Source organism: Dyadobacter sp. HNCC25DJ185, from assembly GCF_056895195.1.
This window is the reverse complement of sequence record NZ_JBXHAR010000001.1, coordinates 996,920-1,013,455: the sequence shown is the minus strand read 5'-3', so window position 1 is coordinate 1,013,455 and position 16,536 is coordinate 996,920. Positions and strand designations below refer to the sequence as shown.

The window sequence follows — 16,536 nt, the reverse complement described above, 5'->3', positions numbered from 1 at the left end:
GAACCTAGAAGCTTTCCGCCGCATTTTGCGTGATATTAAGATCTCTTAACAGGTAATTTTCAATGATATAGAATTCAGTATTTTCCAGAACATTCGGTATCAAGGCTACGCCCATCGCTTTCAGTTCACTGACGCTCCTGATCTCGCCCGGCCCGATTCCGCCTGCTTTTGAAAAAAATAGCTTTCCGTAGGTGACCAGCAAGGAAATGTCAGACACATTGGTATGCTTCCTCAGGTCGATAACTGCGCCGGCTTCTTCCTGGAAATAGGCGGAGTTCAGCAGGATTTTTTGCAGCTCCCCATTGAGTAAGCCACCCAATACAGGCGTTTCACGGAGTCTCCTCAGCTTGGAAATCAACAAATCTTCTTCAGTCGAGAGCCATTCCAGCGGTTTCATGATCTGAAGATGGAACTGGTCGTTGTCCCGCACCATCACTTCCATCAGCGAGCGAAACCTGTGGGGGTTGACGATCCTGAGAATATAAAATGCCGTTTGAGAAATCACTTTTGACCGCGAAACAGCATTCGCAACCAGGACGGGCGTCACACTTTCAGCCGATGCGTGCCGCAGTTCACTAATCGCCACGGCCTTTGTCCACCTGGAAACGCGGGTGTAATCTTTGTTGACAATATCCTTTAAACGCTCCTCTGCCGATAACCGGGCCTGCGGAAAGAACTCGCTGTAACGGTTGCGCATTTCATCCAGGGAGTCGCTGTCCAGATAAGGAAGGATCTTATTCTTGACATTCTCCGGCAGCAAGAGATCGGCTATCTCTGCCAGATAATCCCGCGCATCGGTGGCCTGCTCGCCGTGAAGCAGCTTAACCGCCCGAAATCTGGAACCATATATTACTTCCAGAACAGTGAACGCTTTCAGGATGATCCGTTGCTTTTCCCTTTCGAGGCTCTGCATCAGTTCGGTATCGTGCCCATTCTCTTCGACCAGGTCATATTGCGCTGCAAGGAGCCAGGCAAATGTTTTCAGATGCTCGTCCAGTTCGTCTAGCAGATAAATCCGTTCTGTGCTGTTGCAGCAGTAACCCAGGTTCCTGAGCGCATCCAGGACTTTGTCCTTCACAAAACGATTGGGATTTCCGAGGTTACGCCGCAAAAACCGGACTGCATCTTCACCTCCTATATCTTCGACGATTTTGAGCAGATGAAGTTGCCGGTATCGGCTTTCATGGTTGCTCAGGAAGGATTTTTCAATATATCTCAGCAGAGGCGTACCCGATTTGCAAAGGGCATTGAACGCCACGGAATAATACCTGTCGATGTCCATTTGCTCTATCAGGTAGGGCCAAAGCTCGGGCCGCTTCAGCTCACCCGCGATGTAAATCGCCGCTTTTCTCACCTCGCCGTCGGGGTCCTGTAAAAGCGGTATAAGGTATTTATAGGACGAAAAACGATTCGACGCACCTAATCCGAAGACAGCTTCCATCCTTTCCTCCTTATTTTTGGAAAAAACCTGGTCGGTCAACAATTCAAATGTTTGCTCAGATACCTTGTGCTGAGGCTTGTAGGAATTAGTTTTTGCCGGATTGTCGGGAAACTGGAAAACCTTTCCCCGCACCATTTTTTTATAGGAATTTTGTCCGATAAAAGCCGCCGCCGTCCAGCACAGGGCAACCACGAGGAATACAATGGAAAGCTGCAGTGCGTCGAGCAGAGAAAGATTAACCAGCGCCAACAGCAGCACACCGGCAATCAGCCCGCCCATTGCTTTGGCACGGCCTTCTATCCTCCCCTGAATGTTCAAACGAAATTTTGCCTGGATGGGCTGGTATAAAACCTGGTAGGCTGGCTCGGCTACCGCCTTTCGTACCGCGCTCAGAAAAAAACGCGAAAGCGCGACGCAGGCAAAGAAAATGGCAGCCGTATCGTAGCCTAAACCATAAATAACCGAAACAGCAAAGCTAAAAACGAGACTCAACGGGAGGCTCAATAGTCCGATCCTTAACCCGTACTTACTGATTAACCTGTTGTACAGGAATGTCTTGATGAAAAATTCAAGAATGGCGCATATGCCAAAGAAAACACCCAGAAAACTGGCCAGGGATTCCTTGTTTGGAAATATATTTCTTGACTCTGTAAAGAAAATATACTCGACATAAAACAGTGCAAAAACAGGCAGCAGTGCCAATATGAAGATATTTCGATAATAAGCAGGGTTCACAACATTCCCTTCCAGCTGCCGGGAGGAAGTACTGCCAGCCACGTTTTCCAGATGTTCCGAAGTCACATACCGTTTGTGGATCTGCCTGAGCAGTATGCCGCAGACGATCAGAAAGCCCACAGCGATGATCAGAAGGGCATCGATCTGGAAAATTTTAAGTAGGCCCGGCACGGCCAGGTACATGATCACCGAAGAAAACACATCGCCCGTATTGATCAGCGAGGCCAGTCTTTTGGATTGCTGGAAATTAAACAGCTTCACAACAACTGCCCAGAACGTCACCCCATAGACCAAGACGAACACCCGGTTCCAGATAAAAAGCACAAAAAACACCCATTTGCTTCCGGTCAGGTGGTAAGTCAGGAGAAACGACGCAATGGAAATAATTAGGAAAAGCAGCATATTTTCGGCCAGCCGGTCGAACGCCATTTTCTTTTGCAGGCGGGTCACCGCAAGTCCAAGCACATAAATAAAAATCCCTCCTGCCACATACACCTGGGGCAATATCAGCCTGTCGAAACTGACCAGAAAAGAAGACGCTACGACCGTATAGAACAATGCCGTTGCCCCGCCCATAAAAAAGGAATAGGCCATCAGCAGGCTTACGAGGCCTTCCTCGTCCTTCCTGATGTTGAGCACCCGCGATATGTTCCTGAATTTCTTCACGCTTCCCCTCCTATTTCTTTAATCATGAAATAAATCTGACGTTCGGGCATCTGATGTAACGGCTTGATCTTGCCCAGATAAACAAACCCCAGGTTCTGCAGGGGTTTGATCCGTGAGGCGACCGGCTGTGCAATGATCGCTTTGATCCCTTGCTCCTCGGCGAAGGAAATCCGCACCTGATCCAGCAAAGCCGAAAATCCATTTCCCCGATACGCAGGCGCCACCACCAGCCGGTTTAATGAAGCGTAAGGCCCTTTGCTAAATCCTTCGAGCAAGGCCTCATCGAACAAATCCGCATGCGGGACAGTATTGTATTCTTTGTGAAAGCTCAGCCGGGCGGCTGCCACCATTTTCCTGTTGTGAATGATTACCCAATGGTGGGCGCGCAGGTCGTCCTCGTCGAGCCAGGTTTGATGAGAAAAAAAGGCTTTGCTGATCCCCTCCTCCTCTTTCCAGGCCAGCACCCGGAGTTCCCCCATTTCATCCAGCCTTTCGGGATATTCCAGCTTCGTCAGCAGAAATTCCGCATTCCCGATTTCAAACCTTGTTTCCATGACGAGAGGCGTTTTTAATTTCACTGCATTCATATCCGTTACCATGATCATTTCCTGTTTGTATCGATCAGCAGCCCGATCGAGAAAACCCTTCTCTCCTGCGGATACCTCGAAGCGGAAGTAACGCCCTCGGCTGCTCGGATTCCCGGAACGAAGTATTCCTTGTTTAAAATATTGGATACCTGAAGTTGCAAACTGATGACATTCAGTATGTGATGATAGGTAACTGCGGAATTCAGCAGGTAGATCGCCGGAAAACGAGTAATGGGATTGCTGCTGCCCGATGTCCCTGCGCCCGACTTTCTGGCGCTGATATAATTATTGGTAACACTGATACTGAGCTCCCTGACCGGCTCATAAATCGCCCCGAGATTGGCCGACCATGGCGCAATATCACTCACCGGTATCTTTTTCCCCTCCACTTTGCTCAGGTCCCGCGGGTTGCTGTAGGTAAAATTCCCCCAGACGTTCAAGCCTTTCACTTCGTAGCGCGCTTCGGATTGCGCGCCAATGATCCGCTGCTTGCCCAATGCCTGAAACTGCGTGGTAGCAACACCCGCCGGCGTTACCGCCGCTGCCAGGCCTACTGCGTTGCTGTAATTGGCAACATAACCTGCTACATTGAATGACAACGCTTTGCTGAAACGTACAGAAACGCTGCCTTCAAGGTTTTTGACGCGCTCTGGCTGAAGTGTGGGATTATTGAGCATCCTCTCCCGAGTCGTCGCATACTTTTGCAAATAAGATGCGTCCTTAAAAGCCTCGGTATAAATCCCTTTGAATACAAATTTCCCTTTCGAGTAAATGAGGCTGACGCGGGGATTGAAAACAAAGCCATAACCGCCGTTCGTACGTATCTGATTGTAGTCCAGCCTCGAAGCCAGTACCATTTTGAGACTTTCCGTCCAGTTGTAGGTGCCCTGGCTGAATATTCCAATGTCATAAACCCTGAAATTATCGCCTCCGGCCAAGGTGGAGTCGGGTCGCCCCGATTCATCGGCGCCCTCGACCGATGAAGTAATGTAGTTCGCCTGGATAATGCTGTTACGGATTTCCAAACCGCTGTTGATATCCATTTTTGGGGTAGGTGTCCACAAAATCCGGAACTCGTTTCGCAGCTGATTGGATACCCGGTACCAGTAAGGTACCGCATACGTTGGTTTGCGCGCATTCAGCAAATCGATCACCCCGTAGCTTCCATTGAAATAACCACGGTACGTCGGAAGATTGGTGGACCCGTTCAATTCGTGCAGACGATAGGAAGTCAGGTTCAGTATCTGGACTTTGTCGGAGATGAACTTGTTGTAGGTCAGCGAAAAAGCCTTATTATTGGCCACCCAGCGCGACAGGTCTGCTGTTACGATCCGCGATTTATTGGTATACCATGGCGTAGCGCCTTCGTCGGTTTTCCAGTTCATGAACGAAATCATGAAATCTTTGAATTCCACTTTTGCCCTGACGAAAAAATTTCTGGAATCGTCGTTGTAGCCGACCGGCTGGCCATTCACATGGGTCTGGAAAAGGTACATATTGTCCAGTTCAGCAGCCTTCGCCTTTCCTGCGGTCGTCAGGCTCAGTGCATTGGCCGCCCCGTTTGCATCGTATCCGATCCGGTAAAGATCGCTGTTGGGGAACAGTGTGGTCAGCTTGTTATTGGTAATGTAGGTCTGCGCGGCGGCTCCACTGATGCTTTGCTGGGTAGGGTAATCATCGGCTGTACGGGGGTCATAATTCCACTCGGGATATTTGCTGTTATCCAGTTCGCTGGACGAAAAATAACGGGATGTAACAGACACCGCAATGTCTTTGGTCCGGACCGTAACCACGCCATCGACGATCCTCGTATTTAATGAACCGTACCTGATCTGGCCATTGCCCGAAACATCCACCTTCTTTCCCTCCGGCATTTCTTTGTCGAGATACCTTTTGGTGATCAGGTTGATCACCCCCATAAAAGCATTGGCGCCGTACATGGTGGACGCGGGCCCGTAAATCACCTCCACCCGCTCGATGTCCGATAGCGCATATTGCCGGGAAATGGGGATATTGTCCGAATTGAGGTCATTTTCTTCCACGCCATCCACCAAAAGGATCGTCCTGTCATTGGACGTGGACCGGTAACCTCGCTGGTAAAAAGTCACATAAGAAGGCCCGTTCCCTCTGATCACATCAAAGCCAGGAATGTCGCTCAGCATTTGGGTCAGGTCCTTATAACCTCTTTTAACAATGTCCGAATGCGTCAGGACGGTAACTGTGGCCGGAACTTTCAGCACGTTTTCCGCTTTTTTGGACACCGAAGTGATCTGGATAATCCGGTCCATCAGGTCTTTCTGCTGGGTCACCAGATCTTTGAACTGGGGAAGGGACGAATATTCTGGCTCGTAGTTTTGGTTGGCCACCAGCAGGTTTCTCACCGCCGTCGCAGCCTGGGGAAGAGAATCCAGGGCCAGGTAAGTCAGCGCAATGATCTTATAACCCTGGACCTGCGCATTGGGCGAAAATTTCGTTTTGAGGCAAGGGCTCAATAGCTGAAATACTTCATCAAAATGACCGGTACGGTAACTTCTGTCTGCTTCGGGAAGGATCACGGACGGGTCGCAATCATCCTGGGCAGCGCAGAGGTTGCCGGCGCAGGCCAGGATGATTATGAAAAAGAGCAGTATCGATTTTCTCATCATGGGTTATCTGATATTTCGGGACAATTTTTCATAGGGAATGTCCTTCCCGATGTACTGGTCCCATTCTTCCTCCGTCAGTTCTCTCTTTGCTTTTTTCGAAACCTCTGCGAACAGATCGGCCGAGTTAATGTCCCAGATCCTGACTGTTTTGTCCGCGCCTGCGGCAAGCAGTTTGTTCCCGTCCCGCGTAAACTGAATGTCCATCACCCAGTAATCAAAGTCGCCCAACACGACGGGCTGCTGTTTCGACAGATCTTCTTTTGTGCTCCATATGCGGATTTTCCAATCGTAACAGGCTGTGGCAATGCGACTCCCATCGGGAGCGAAAGCGATCCTGGTGATACCGGAAGTATGGGTCCCCTGCGTCCCATTGAGCGAATTCACCACGGGCTCGTCGTTGGTTAAGCGTGCATGATACAGCATGCCCGAGCTCGTACCGAAATACAGATATCTTTGATCCGGGGTCAGGGCCAGCGAAATCAGCCTACCGCGCAAGCTGGTAAAATTGTATTCAACCGGTTTCGATTCAAGTTGGGTCAGGTCCACACGGATCAGCTTGCCGTTTCCGGTCCCAAAAAACATATAATGCCCGTCCGCCGACGTTTCCGCGCAAGCCACTTCCGAGCCGAGATCCACATTTTTGAGTACTTCAAGCTTTTTATCGCTGATATCCCAGACCCTCAATTGTCCGGCCGAGCTAGCCGATATCAGGTATGGCTTGTTACCGATGTTTCTGACCGCCATCGAAAAAACAATCCCGTCATGACCAACAAGCGTTTTCGTGGGCGCGCTACCGGCTGCCAGGTTGTCCCAGCGCACGATCTGACCATTGGACGAGCCCGTAAAAATGGTTTTGCCGTCCGGCATGAAAGCCAGCGAACGGATACTTTTGAATGTCTGCCGGGGGTTCCGGAATACCAGCGGCCTGGCCGTCGGCGCGAGGTAGTTCCAAAGGCTTACTGTGCCGTCGTCACCGCCTGTCGCAAAAAGTCCGTTTCCGGATTGGGGCTCGGCCACGACACGCACAATGTCATTATGGGCGATCATAGTCGCTTTGGCTCCCGCCGCTTTCGAAAGCGCGTTAAATATGTCCGGATTTTCGCGTTCTCCGCCGTTTCTGATGTTAAAATCATATGCTTTCAAAGCCAGCAGAGCTGCCAGCTCATCTCCTGGCGGCATTTGAAACGATTGGATCGCAATAAACCTGGCTACCGCTTTGGACCGTTGTTTCAATGCGTCATTCCTGGAACTCTCCGCTTCCTTTTGCGCCGCTTGTGCATACACTTTCTGCCTGTCCGACTCTTTCTGAGCGCTTACTGCGTACTCTTTTTGAACTTCCGTCTCCTTTTGCGACTGCACCGCGGCCCGTCTGGCGTTATCGGCCTGCAGCTTTTGTTCTTCCGCAACCTGCCTTGCCGCTTTGGCCGCAATGCTTTCCTTCACCGCTTTTTCCTGTTCGCTTACCGCAATGGCTTTCTGTTCCTCGGTCAAAGCCTTCTGAAGTTCCGCGAATGTACCTTGCTGCTCGGCGATTTTCTTTTGAGAAATGGCCTCCTTCGTCTGATCCTCCGCTCTTTTCCTTTCTTCCAGGGCAAGGCTTTCCTTTTCCAATGCCGTCTTCTCGCTTTGCTTTGCCTGTGTCCTGAGCACCAACGCGACGATCAGGAACAAAAGCGAAACCAGTGAGCTGATCCCCAGTACCGACGCAAAAATCCGGGCTTTGCGCAATTCCCTTTTCTGCCTGTCCTCCTTTTGCCTTACTTCCAGTTCATATTGACTCTTGGAGTAGTCGAGAAAGTTGATGGCCCGTTCGAAAAATGGATCATAGCGTTGCGCCCATTCCAATGTCGGCTCGCTTTCTTTCAGCCATTTCAGGCCCATTTGCAGTTCGGGGTTAATCCATAGGCCCGTACGCCCCTCCTGGTACTGCGCGGCTGAATAGCTCAGCTGCTTGTACAGCTTGGCCGATTCCAGCTCTTCCCCGATCCACTTTCCGCAGCGGTCCCAGAATGTCAGGACTTTTTCAACGGAGACGTCGATAATCGAGTCGTGATCGATCTTCACACCAGGCTTGGGCGTGAGGATCGATACGCCGTTTTCCCTGAAGATCATGATCACGTCGATCAGCAGGTAATCGGGCATGCCGGTAATCTGAATGATTTCGTGCAAGGCTGTTGGATGCAGGGAAGAAGTATCGCTAGGCCCCAGGACAATCAGGGATTTGAAAAGCTTGGCTGCCGCATTCCTCCTTTTTTCGTCAAGCCTTTGCGTGTAAATTTCCTCTGCATGCCGGGTAATCGCTTCTTTCATGGTGCCGATCGCCTCGTAGTCGGCATAGGCAACCGGCGATGAAGCAGGTTTGGTCGATCGCCACCGGTCCCAGGTTCGCATCAGCGCGTGCTGCAGAATGGGCAGGAAATCAGGGTTTTCGGCCAGTTCTTTCAGTAGCCCGCTGACTAATTCGGGCTCAATGGTTGTGCCAGACGTTTCAATCGGTCCGACAATGACCTGCTCCACTTCCTCCGTGCTCATCTTGGGCAACAAGTAGTAGCCTTTGTTGATCACCTCGGTAAGGCCGTTGAATTCGGTACAATGGTCGAGATAGTCCGAGCGCATGGTAATGACCGCATGAACTGGGAAATCGTGCTGATTGATCAGCGTAAGGAGCAGATTCACGAAAGACTGCGTCCTGCCTTTTCCCAAAACATCATCGGCAAGTTCGTATCTGAAAAGCTCTTCGAACTGGTCGATGACAAGCAGTACATGACGATTGTCCCCTTTCGGCAGCAATGCCAGGGCAGCTTTGGGGTTGGCATACAATTCCTTTTCAACCGCCAGGGGGTCGCGGGTTTCCCATGCGGGGTCGTCCCTTCTCAATGCGGTTTTCAATGCTGCCACAAAATTCCTGACCGGGTTCCCGCCCGGCCTGAAAACGACAACCTCCCAGCGGTTCACGCCCTCGCTCTGCTCGAGAGAAGGGATCAGGCCTGCTTTAATCAGAGATGATTTTCCACTGCCCGACGAGCCGATCAATGCCAGAAACCGGCCACCGAGCAGCTTGTTTTTTAATTCGCGGATATGTGCTTCCCTGCCGAAGAATAGAGCATGATCTTCATACTCATAACTTCGCAGGCCTGGAAATGGATTGGAAAGCATTGCATGATCAACCATAATTTTCAGGTCGCGGCAATTTTCATCAGAAACTTATTGCGGTTCTTTCCATCGAGGTACTCGTAAGAGAACTCGTCTACACCTTTGATGGTCAGGAAGATACCTAGCCCTCCGATATCCCGGTCTTCCAGCGATTTACTGAGGTGCTCTTCACCGGGCAGTTCTTTGGCAAGCGGGTCAAATGGCGCCGCAATATCTTCAAGGATGACGATGAGTTCCTGACTGGTAATTTCGCTCAAAACCTTGAAATCCGCCTCAATACCAGCACCTTGATAACCATATAAAATGATATTGGTAGCGATCTCGTCAACAGCCAGTTTCAGGCTATAAGTCGGTTTTTTTGCCAAGCCGGCTTTTTGGGCAAGCTCACCTATGTATTCCCGAAGCGAATCCAAGGAATCAACATTTCCAGGAAAACTTTTCGATTCCATGATGGCGGACGTTAAACAGGATACTGATCTACGATGGTGACGCTGTGTTGTAAACCTGTTTTTTCAAGGGTATCTACAATCAGTTCCTGTGGTTTTACAATAAAAATGGAAAGTTTCGGACCTATTTTCTGTTTTGAATAAATCAGAACCCTGAGACCGGCGGATGACATAAAGCTAAGATCTTCCATATCGAGTACCAATGCATCAATAGGTTGATTCGCTATTTTTTCAATTTCAGTTTGAAAAACCCTTGCTGAAAGTGAATCCAGTTCACCGTGCAAGGTGAGTTTTGCCACATTATCTTCTACTACTGATTCTATTTGAAATGCCATGATGATGATGTTTTTTTAATTTGAAAATGCTCTGAAGCGCCTTGACCTTTTACTACTTATTACTTCCCAATCAGAATAACCGTAGCCCTTCCCCCCACCAGGAATCTCCCCTGATCGTCGAGCCTCGGCTCTTTACCGATTTCATAAATGTCCTGCCCGGAAGGCATATCCGTATTGACAGCCAAATGCCAGCTTCTTCCGTTGGGCAATATCGGAAGCTCATAATAAAGCGCGTCCCAATAGGAATTCATGGCGATATAAACCGAATCGTCGACAATGGTCCCGCCTTTTGCATGGGCACCGTCGAGCATGACCGCGAGGCATCGGCTGGATGGCGCGAAGTCGGCGTGCCATGCCTGTGTGCCGTGGAAACTGATATCCGGATAACCGCTGCCCATGTAATCCCTGTGCTGAAAGTGCGTCCTGCTTCTCAGCACGGGATGTGCCCGGCGGAACCTGGTCATGTGTTTGGCGAAATTGTAGATGTCCGCATTTTGTTCCAGCAGGTTCCAATCCACCCAATTCAGCTCGTTGTCGTGGCAATAGGTGTTGTTGTTACCATGTTTCGTCACCCCCATTTCATCACCCGAAAGGATCATTGGGACTCCCTGGCTTACCATCAGGATCGACAATGCATTCTTGATCTGCTTGTGACGCAGCTGGTTAATATACGGATCGTCCGTTTCGCCCTCCACCCCGCAATTCCAGGAATGATTGTCATTGCCGCCATCATTGTTATTTTCCCCATTCGCCTCGTTGTGCTTTCCATTGTAGGCAAAAAGGTCATAAAGCGTGAAGCCATCGTGACAGGCAATGAAATTGATACTTGCTGTGGGGCCTCGGTAGAAATACAGATCGGGCCACCCCTGGATGCATTGCGCCATTTCGCCTACCAATCCTTCGTCTCCTTTCAAAAACTTGCGGATCGAATCGCGGTACTTCCCATTCCATTCGGCCCAGCGGCCGTAAGCAGGAAATGAGCCTACCTGGTACAAACCTCCTGCATCCCATGCCTCAGCTACCAGCTTGCATTTGGCCAGGATCGGGTCATAAGCCAAGGATTCCAGAAGTGGCGGATTGCTCAACGGCGCCCCATTTTGGTCACGGCCTAAAATTGCGGCCAGGTCAAAACGAAAGCCGTCGATATGGTAGTCCGCAGCCCAGTACCTTAAACAATCCAACACCATATTTCTGACCACCGGATTGTTGCAGTTCAGTGTATTTCCTGTTCCTGAAAAATTGAAATAGTAACCTTCTGGGGTGAGCATGTAGTAGGTCTTGTTGTCGATGCCACGGAAAGAAATGGTATGTCCGCGGTGGTCGCCTTCGGCGGTATGGTTAAAAACCACGTCCAGCATCACCTCGATACCATTTTTATGCAGTTCCTTCACCATGGTTTTCAGCTCGTCGACCTGCATCCCGAATTTCCCCGTAGCGGCATAACCGGCTTTGGGTGAGAAAAAATTAACCGTGCTGTAGCCCCAGAAATTGACGATCAGCCCACCGGTAACCGGGTTTTCCTTGCTGTTTTCCCATTCGTCAAATTCATAGATCGGCATGAGTTCTACGCAATTGATGCCGAGGTCTTTCAGGTACGCAATTTTGCTGCGGATCGCCGCGAACGTTCCGGGGTTCTTCACGTTGGATGACGGGTGCTGCGTAAAACCCCTTACGTGCATTTCATAGATCACCAGGTCTTCGATCGGCGTTTCAAGCGGGTGGTCGTTTTCCCAGTCGAAATCCTCAAAAACCAGTCTGGATCGGTAAGGATAAATGTTATCCCAATTGGGTGTCGCCAGCCAGCTGTCCCTTCCGCCGATGGCTTTGGCGTAAGGATCGCTGAGAATAATACTTTTGTCAAAACGATGGCCTTCCTCAGGCTTAAATGGTCCGTCCATGCGGTAACCGTACTCCAGCCGCTCATAATCGAGGTCGAACACGATCATAGCGTACACGTTCCCGGTCCTGAATTCCTCAGGAAAACGGATTTCGGCAAAAGGGGCGCTTTCGCCCCGTTCAAACAAAACCAGTGTGCAATCAATCGCTTCGCTGGAATAAATACTGAAGTTGATCCCGTTCGGTACCATTGTCGCGCCGAAGGGCAAGGCATGCCCGCGCCTGAACTTAATCCCCTGCTGCTCGTGAGTCGGATAATAATCAATCCTGATGTCTGTTGCCATGGACTAGTCCTGTTTTAGATTGACGAGTGCTTCATCCAATGTCCCCACGATCGTGAAAAAGTTGATAAACCCGGTTGTTGACATCACATCCTGAATGTCTTCGGACACGCCTACCAGCATGACTTTGCCATTTTGCGCCTTGATATTCCTGTAAACCATCAGCAATACACGTAGTCCGGCACTCGACATAAACTCAACCTCGGTGAGATCAATGGCGATATGCTGACTTTTCTCCGTAGCCAGTCTGGCGTTCCTTTCAAACTCGGGTGCGGTCTTGCTGTCGATATCCCCTGTGACCTCAACAACGGTTATTTCCTCGTGGTCCGTAATCGTTACTTTCATGTTATTTAGCTTTTAGCAGTTAGCGGTTAGCTTTGTTTTACGGTCCTTATAGCGCCGGGCTGATCAATACTTTCACGCGGAGGCGTTCTTCTGTTTCGGGAAGTTTCACGGTAAGTCCCTGTGCATCGAAATTGGCATAAGGCTGGTCGTCTATCCATACCTCGCTGATGAAAATGCTTCCCTGCGGCAGGATATCCGGGGAAACCCTCAGGATATTGTCTTTCCAACCATTCGGATATGGTTTGAAATAGAAATAAGTAGGCTGTTTGGTGATCAGCAAATTGATATAAACCGCTGACAGATAGCACAATTCGGTACTATGATAGGCACTCATCGAGTGGCTTCCCTTGAAACGTTCCGTGCCCAGCAGATAAGGCATACCGTTACTCAGCACGTTGAAGTATACACCGCCATCGTCATTGTCCAGGAAGAACGCGTTGTAGAATGCAGCTGCTTCCCTGGCTTGTTTTTCGTATTCTTTATCACCCAAAACCCCATACATGATCAGGTAGGCTAGAATTGCCTGCTCCTGCTGCCACCAGGCTTTGCGGTCATGCCACACAAACTGGTGTTTGCCACCGGTTTTCGTTACCCTTTCCACCACATCGTACCACCCGCCGCGTTGCTGGTCGGAGCCGGCAGCCGGCATTAACTCGGCAATTTTCTTGGCAAAAGCCAGGTACTCCTCTTTCGGGGTCAATGACTGCTGGCGGATGAGGTTCCAGGCAATTTTGAGGTTATGGCCTACTACTGCCCGGTTTTGCTGCCAGCCCCAGGTTTGGTCTTTACTCCAGTCTTCGAAAAATTTCTCCTGTACAAACGGGCTGTTTTCGTAGTCGGGGAAATATTTGGTGATGGTATCAAAAGTGTATTCCAGAAAATCGGCATGCTTTTTCTCGCCGCTCGCCAGGTACAAGTTGATCAGGTAGGCCGGGGCGTGGTCACCCACAGAGTTCCAGTTTTTCCGGGCCTTGTTGTGCGCCAGTGATTCCTCGTGCGCATCCAATGTAATGGGGTGCAGGTGAGAGTAGTACCCTACGCCATTGGGGTCTTTGAAATATTTTTCGAAAAGATCGATGGTTTTGTCGATATCGTCCCGGATGCGCTGGTCGCCGGTGATACGGTAGGTCTGGGTCGGACCTGCCAACGCGTAGATCTGCTCGTACATGGGCAGTGAATCGAGGTCGTCGCCGAACTCGGAGGTCAACAACTTTGTTTCTTTTTGTCCCTCTACTTTGAGCCCGTGGTACCAGTAAACCAGATCATCGTCTTTGTCGAAAAAACGCATGTGGTCGCGCAGGTACTCGGTGCCTAGTTCCGCACCTTCGAGGAATTCGTCTTTCCCTGTCAAAAGATAAGCCGAGGCAAATCCATAAACCATTCGGGAAATCGTGTCTGTTTCCTGCAGATAATCGCCTTTTTTGGAACCTCCCAAATGCAGCATGGTACGGTAATTCTTGTAGTTGATCTCCTCTTTGGGATAATCAAACTGCCATTTCAGATAGCTGGAAGCGATGGAACTGATCTGCGTGATCCACCAGTTCTGCTCTTCGTGGCGATAAACGCTGGGCGATTTACCCGGAAAGATCAATTGCTGCGCTTCGAATGTCGCTTCCTCTGCGCCTGCATTGGGATAAAATGTGCCGTACGCGAAAACGTACTGCCCATTGGTCGAGAGGAACGGCCCTATGTCCCCGGGATCCTGCCAGCCCTCGGTCAGGTTCTGTACGCTGCGTGCGTAGGTCGAAGCGATCAGGTTTATCCTGAAAGGCCTTTTATCCGAAGTTTCCAATGTAAACCAGCGCTCCTGCGCATGGTATCCAGTGATATAACCAGCAATGGTATCTGAAAAAGTGAAATTGACATTCATGCTTGAATGGTTAAGGTGGTTAAATGTTTGATCTGGAATGTTACCGCCGCAGCGCTTCGAAATCTTTCGGTGCGCTGCACCTCGGCTTCGGTTGAAAATTTTTGGCTACAAGTCTTTCGGCGCTCCGCGCCTTGGCATACACCTGGTGCATAGCACCAAAAGACTTTTAGTTAAGGCATGAACAGGCTGAACATTTAGGTGCAGCGCACCGGGACAACCGCTTACCTTCCCTGTCCTCAGGGAGACACAGCGTCCTTATACCCCTGTGTGATCTCGATAATGTTCCCTTCGGGATCTTTCAGCCAGACCGTTTTCCAGCCTTCGATCACATCGTCGAAATGCAGCGGGCCAAGGGTGATCACCGCATCCTCGCCCATGGATTCGATCTTTGCATCAACGTCTTTTACGGAAAAAGCGATATGGCGCAGCCCCGGATAGTGTGGACCGTCGGCTTCCGACATCGGGCACGGCCTTTCCTCCTCGGGTGGGAACACTTCGAAATAGAAGTTGTCGCCATTTTTAAGAAAAACCAGTTCGGCATCATCACCCAGACTGATCGTTCTTGCACGTTGAAAACCAAAATGCTGCGCGTAAAAGGATTCAAACTTTGCAAGGTTTTTCACTGTAAGTGCCAGATGGAAAAAGGTCGTTTCCATATCAATTCGGATTAACTGAAAGGGTTTCAATGATTTTCTTCGCGAACAGGTGCGCATGTCCTCCCGATCTTCCGGTGATCAGGTCGCCGTCCACCACCACGTCTTCATTGGTGTAAATCGCTCCGTAGGCCCTGGCGTCACCGATCAGGTTATTGTGGCACACCAGTTTTCGGCCTTTAACCAGCTCTGTAGCCGGCGCTACCAGCCATAATCCATGACAAATAATACCTTTCAATATGTCCGGCTCGGCAAACACACGTTTTAGGAACGCTGTGGCCGGCGGGATTTTCTCCACATCTTCGGTATAGCGCAACCGGTCGGAAACCATGCCGGATGGCACAATGATCGCGTCATAAGTCCGCAATTCTTCGTCGCTCATGTTTTCGAACGTTTCCCAGCAATCCATCGGCGCACGGTATTCGTGCCCGAGAAAAGTAAGCTTGTCCTGTCCCCACAGCCTGCTCAGGAAATGGATTTCAGCGCCTTCTTCGGGAAAACGGAACTTGTAGTAAAAGATCTCATTCTCAAAATAATCGGCTTCCAGCAGGATACCGATTTTCTTTCCTGATAATTTCATGTGAACAGAGGGTTTAGGAATGCATGGTAGTTTTAGGCAAGTGTTCCATCGGGATGCTGGACCATCCCGGCAAAATGGATCGCAATCCGGCCGTTTTGAAGCACCCAGCTATCGGCAAAACGCATTTCGCTTTGTTCTCCGCCGACGGTCATGGTGATCTGCTCGGTGATCATCAGCGTTTCGGGATTTTCAGTTTCCGCCCAGAAAATGACCTCTGTTTCCAGACCGTCGATGCCCAGTATCCCCTGCATATGCTCATTCACCTGGTCCCTGCCTTTATAGACGACCGGCGATTTGGAAAAACTGCTGATGAGCGTTGCATCGTCGGTGTATTGGTCTAAAAGGGCATCGATATTCTTGTCCAGGATATGCTGGATATGCTCCCTGTACATCTTACCCAGCTTGGTATCAGGTACGTTTTTCATGATCTTTTAAAGGATAAAGTGGTATGATAAGTGGCTTTATAAGGTCGCAGAGCCTTCGTGGTATTCCAGTCCGTCTACGATGTATTTGGTTATGATCGCCTTTCCTGCTTCATTCAGCTTCACTTCCCAGGTCTGAAAAGCATCGCATTTGATGCGTTTGCTGAATGGTTCGGGTGCGTTCCAGACACTTGCTTCCCACTGGACGACCACCTTCACAACTGCCTTATCGCCCCCGATTTCCGCAGAAACACTTTTTACCGTATGGACTTCATCAAAGAAGATCCGGATCACCCTTTGAAACCAGCCCTCGAATCCGGCATATCCATAAACCGTCGCCTCGGGGAATACCATTTCCAGCTCAGCGTCGGCGAGCAGCGGCAACACTTCAACCATCGGTACATGGACGTCCAGTTTTTTATACCAGTCTGCGGCCAGCTCCACTATTGCTTCCTTCGTTAACATTTTGATTGAGTTAAGG

At 50.0% G+C, this 16,536-nt stretch carries 13 protein-coding genes; all 13 read right to left on the bottom strand.

What is annotated here, in order from left to right; all coding sequences use genetic code 11:
- Positions 1–4 precede the first annotated feature (4 nt).
- On the bottom strand, positions 5–2,842 hold the full coding sequence (locus tag AC1XUF_RS04195; RefSeq protein WP_483340405.1) for a HEAT repeat domain-containing protein: 2,838 nt from the start codon (positions 2,840–2,842) through the stop codon (positions 5–7).
- A complete protein-coding gene (locus AC1XUF_RS04190; protein WP_483340404.1) occupies positions 2,839–3,396 on the bottom strand; it encodes a GNAT family N-acetyltransferase in 558 nt (185 codons plus the stop codon). The genes AC1XUF_RS04195 and AC1XUF_RS04190 overlap by 4 nt, the downstream gene beginning before the upstream one ends.
- Positions 3,397–3,443: 47 nt before the next feature.
- Positions 3,444–6,074: a TonB-dependent receptor plug domain-containing protein gene (locus AC1XUF_RS04185; RefSeq protein ID WP_483340403.1), complete on the bottom strand. Its 2,631-nt coding sequence runs from the start codon at positions 6,072–6,074 to the stop codon at positions 3,444–3,446.
- Positions 6,075–6,077: 3 nt separating this feature from the next.
- The gene (locus AC1XUF_RS04180; RefSeq protein ID WP_483340402.1) at positions 6,078–9,245 is read right to left on the bottom strand and encodes a WD40 repeat domain-containing protein; all 3,168 of its coding nucleotides are present in this window, start codon (positions 9,243–9,245) and stop codon (positions 6,078–6,080) included.
- A gap of 5 nt (positions 9,246–9,250) precedes the next feature.
- Entirely contained in the window at positions 9,251–9,676 is a 426-nt protein-coding gene (locus AC1XUF_RS04175) for an ATP-binding protein (RefSeq protein WP_483340401.1), read from the bottom strand.
- Between the two features lie 11 nt (positions 9,677–9,687).
- Positions 9,688–10,008, bottom strand: a complete 321-nt coding sequence (locus AC1XUF_RS04170) for an anti-sigma factor antagonist (RefSeq protein WP_483340400.1) — start codon at positions 10,006–10,008, stop codon at positions 9,688–9,690.
- A gap of 59 nt (positions 10,009–10,067) precedes the next feature.
- Positions 10,068–12,188, bottom strand: coding sequence for a glycogen debranching protein GlgX (glgX, locus tag AC1XUF_RS04165; protein ID WP_483340399.1), 2,121 nt, complete (start codon positions 12,186–12,188; stop codon positions 10,068–10,070).
- 3 nt (positions 12,189–12,191) lie between these two features.
- Positions 12,192–12,530, bottom strand: a complete 339-nt coding sequence (locus AC1XUF_RS04160) for an STAS domain-containing protein (RefSeq protein ID WP_483340398.1) — start codon at positions 12,528–12,530, stop codon at positions 12,192–12,194.
- Positions 12,531–12,576: 46 nt separating this feature from the next.
- Positions 12,577–14,400 (bottom strand): AGE family epimerase/isomerase, encoded by a 1,824-nt coding sequence (locus tag AC1XUF_RS04155; protein ID WP_483340397.1) that lies wholly within the window; start codon positions 14,398–14,400, stop codon positions 12,577–12,579.
- 236 nt (positions 14,401–14,636) lie between these two features.
- Positions 14,637–15,056: a VOC family protein gene (locus tag AC1XUF_RS04150; protein WP_483340396.1), complete on the bottom strand. Its 420-nt coding sequence runs from the start codon at positions 15,054–15,056 to the stop codon at positions 14,637–14,639.
- Position 15,057: 1 nt separating this feature from the next.
- Entirely contained in the window at positions 15,058–15,633 is a 576-nt protein-coding gene (locus AC1XUF_RS04145) for a DJ-1/PfpI family protein (protein WP_483340395.1), read from the bottom strand.
- Positions 15,634–15,665: 32 nt separating this feature from the next.
- The gene (locus tag AC1XUF_RS04140) at positions 15,666–16,058 is read right to left on the bottom strand and encodes a nuclear transport factor 2 family protein (RefSeq protein ID WP_483340394.1); all 393 of its coding nucleotides are present in this window, start codon (positions 16,056–16,058) and stop codon (positions 15,666–15,668) included.
- A 36-nt stretch (positions 16,059–16,094) separates the two neighbouring features.
- Positions 16,095–16,520: a hypothetical protein gene (locus AC1XUF_RS04135; RefSeq protein ID WP_483340393.1), complete on the bottom strand. Its 426-nt coding sequence runs from the start codon at positions 16,518–16,520 to the stop codon at positions 16,095–16,097.
- Between the last annotated feature and the right edge of the window lie 16 nt (positions 16,521–16,536).